The sequence below is a fragment of the Microcystis sp. M49636_WE2 genome (genome assembly GCF_030065375.1).
Taxonomy (GTDB): Bacteria; Cyanobacteriota; Cyanobacteriia; order Cyanobacteriales; family Microcystaceae; genus Microcystis; species Microcystis aeruginosa_C.
In genome coordinates, this window is the sequence record NZ_JASJFG010000197.1 from 1 (window position 1) to 2,635 (window position 2,635).

The 2,635-nt window shown below is 44.5% G+C and carries 1 protein-coding gene; it reads left to right on the forward strand.

Translation table 11 applies throughout. The features are described from left to right. Positions 1–304: 304 nt before the first annotated feature. The coding region (locus PX484_RS04505; RefSeq protein ID WP_288103000.1) for a GH116 family glycosyl hydrolase at positions 305–2,635 on the forward strand (2,331 nt) is incomplete at its 3' end.

Below are 2,635 nucleotides of genomic sequence, written 5' to 3' on the forward strand. Positions count from 1 at the left end.
AGAAGATTCCTCAAGCTCCCTCTCTGCCCAGCAATGCTCTAAAGTTGATAAATATCAATCTAACAAAAACTCAAAGCTTTAGTATACAAGCTTTACAAGCACGAGTTGTTGATAGTTTTACATGACAGGTTCGGTAGAGTCTGAATTCAGGATATTATTTTTATTTATTCTCTCTTTTCCCCTTTCCCCTCTCCCTTATCCCCTCTCCCATCTCCCTTATCCCTTATCCCCTCTCCCTTATCCCCTCTCCCTTATCCCCAATTCCTAATTCATAATTCATAATTCATAATTCCCACTTAAATCTATGCTTAATCTCGTCTCCCTTCCAGAAATTCCCGCCGCTGCTTGGAAACGTCCTCTAGGCAAAGGTTGGGAAAAACCCTACAGCGTCCGTTACGCCAGCAATTTAGATGATGGTCCTTGGCATGGGATGCCTCTGGGGGGATTTGGGGCCGGTTGCATCGGACGTTCCCCCAAAGGTGACTTTAACCTCTGGCATCTGGACGGCGGTGAACACAGTTTTAATAGCCTTGCCGCCTGTCAATTTAGCATTTTTGAACAAACAGAAGACGGAAGCACCCAAGCCTACGCTATGGCGACGGAAAGCCCGACGGATGGAACATTATCGCGCTGGTCGTGGTATCCAGCCGAAAAGGGAACATATTCTGCCCTTTATCCCCGCAGTTGGTACGAGTACAAAGATGTTTTTCAGACTCAATTAATTTGTGAACAATTCTCACCAGTTTGGGCGCATAATTATCAAGAAAGTAGTTATCCTATAGCCCTATTTGAATGGACGGCTCATAATCCCACCGATAAACCGATTACTATTAGTATTATGCTGACTTGGCAAAATACAATCGGTTGGTTTACTAACGCGATTAAATCCCCAGTGGTTAAGGTGAGAGATGATGGCAGTCCCGTCTATGAATATCAATCAAAATGGGGGGAAAGTGAGGGTAATTATAATCAATGGATTGTCGATAATTTCCGCGTTGGCTGTCTAATGCGTCGGGATTACGAAAACCCCGGGGAAGGGGATGGACAGATGGCGATTGCCACTATCACTAATCCAAGTCTAGAGGTATTCTATCGGGGTAAATGGAACCCTGCTGGCGATGGGGGCGAAGTTTGGGACTATTTCGCCATGAATGGCTCTTTACCGGATATTGAGGACGAAACCACCGCCGAAAAAGGGGAACAAACGGCCACGGCCATGGCGATTCGTTTTACCATTCGTCCGGGGAAAACTCGCAAAATTCCTTTTATTTTAGCTTGGGATTTACCCGTAACCGAATTTGCCCAAGGAATTAACTATTATCGTCGTTATACGGACTTTTTCGGTCGCAATGGTCAAAATGCTTGGGCGATGGTACGCACGGCTTTAAAACACGGCGATACATGGCGAGAAAATATTATTAACTGGCAAAAACCGATCCTAGAACGCAGCGATCTGGCCGATTGGTTTAAAATGGCTTTATTTAATGAATTATACCTGTTAACGGACGGCGGTACTCTCTGGACGGCCGCCACGGAACAGGATGCGATCGGTCAATTCGGAGTGTTAGAATGTATTGATTATCGTTGGTATGAAAGTCTGGATGTGCGTCTCTATGGTTCCTTTGGGTTATTGATGTTATGGCCGCGCTTAGAAAAGGCCGTCATGGAAGCTTTTGCGAGGGCAATTCCCAGCAGTGACGACACTCCTCGGATTATTGGATATAACCAAGCTAGTGCCATTCGTAAGGCTAAAAATGCCACTCCCCACGATTTAGGCGCACCCAATGAACACCCTTGGCAAAAGAGCAATTACACCAGTTATCAAGATTGTAATCTCTGGAAAGATTTAGGCAGTGATTTTGTTTTATTAGTCTATCGGGATTATTTATTAACGGGGGCTAAAGATGAGGATTTTCTGCGGGAATGTTGGCCGTCAATTGTCCTGACTTTGCAATATTTAAAAACTTTTGACCTTGATAACGATGGGATTCCCGAAAATTCCGGCGCACCAGACCAAACCTTTGATGATTGGCGTTTACAAGGAATTAGTGCCTATTGTGGTGGTTTGTGGATAGCGGCCCTAGAAGCAACGATTAAAATTGGCGAAATCATTGGAGAAGATACGGCAATTTTTGCCAGTTGGTTACAGCAATCTCGCGCTATTTATCATCAGACTCTCTGGAATGGAGAATATTATAATTTAGATAGTGGCAGTGGTTCCGATGTGGTGATGACTGACCAATTATGCGGTCAATTTTATGCCCGTTTATTGGCTTTACCGGATGTGGTAGAAAATCAATACACGCAATCAGCTTTAGGTAAGATTTATCAGGCTTGTTTTCTCAAGTTTCATGGGGGAAAATTTGGGGCGGCAAATGGGTTAAAACCCGATGGTACTCCCGAAAATCCCCAGGCAACTCATCCCTTGGAAGTTTGGGTAGGAATTAATTTTGGGTTGGTGGCTTTTTTACTACAAATGGGAATGGAAAAGCAAGGATGGCAAATTACAGAAGCGGTGGTGAAACAAGTCTATGAAAATGGCTTACAATTTCGCACCCCGGAAGCAATAACATCGGTGGGAACTTTTCGCGCCTGTCATTATTTACGCGCCATGGCTATCTGGGCTATCTATGGG